At 51.7% G+C, this 385-nt stretch carries 1 pseudogene; it reads right to left on the minus strand.

The window, feature by feature from the left end:
- Positions 1-172: 172 nt before the first annotated feature.
- Positions 173-385: pseudogene (locus tag SJH88_RS19495) on the minus strand (IS110 family transposase); the annotation flags it as partial.

Here is a 385-nt window from a genome sequence, read left to right on the forward strand (position 1 = left end):
AGACGAGGTTTTGCACTTTGGTGTGCGCCCCAAGAAACAAACCGCGCAGCAGGACTCCATTCAAATCTCGTGATGTCGTGCGACTCACAATGCAACAAGCGAGCTTGTCTGCTGCTGGTCTGACCTGTCTATTGCATCTTTGATTTCACGTCTGGCAAGTTTAGGGGTTGGCTTAAGCGATGAACTCGCCGGACCTGGTGCTGATATGAGTGGCTTCGTAGCTACGTTGATGTGTCATCAATGCCCAGAGGATGCGAGCATTTTTATTAGCAAGAGCCACGACAGCCTTTTGCCATCCACTGCGCTGCCTCAATGCTATGGCCCATTGGGAGATAGGGTCGAGGTTGTATTTGCCCGTGAGCACCACTGCTTTGGCTCCCTGTAT

The organism is Comamonas sp. GCA5 (assembly GCF_036541385.1).
Taxonomy (GTDB): domain Bacteria; phylum Pseudomonadota; class Gammaproteobacteria; order Burkholderiales; family Burkholderiaceae_C; genus Comamonas; species Comamonas aquatica.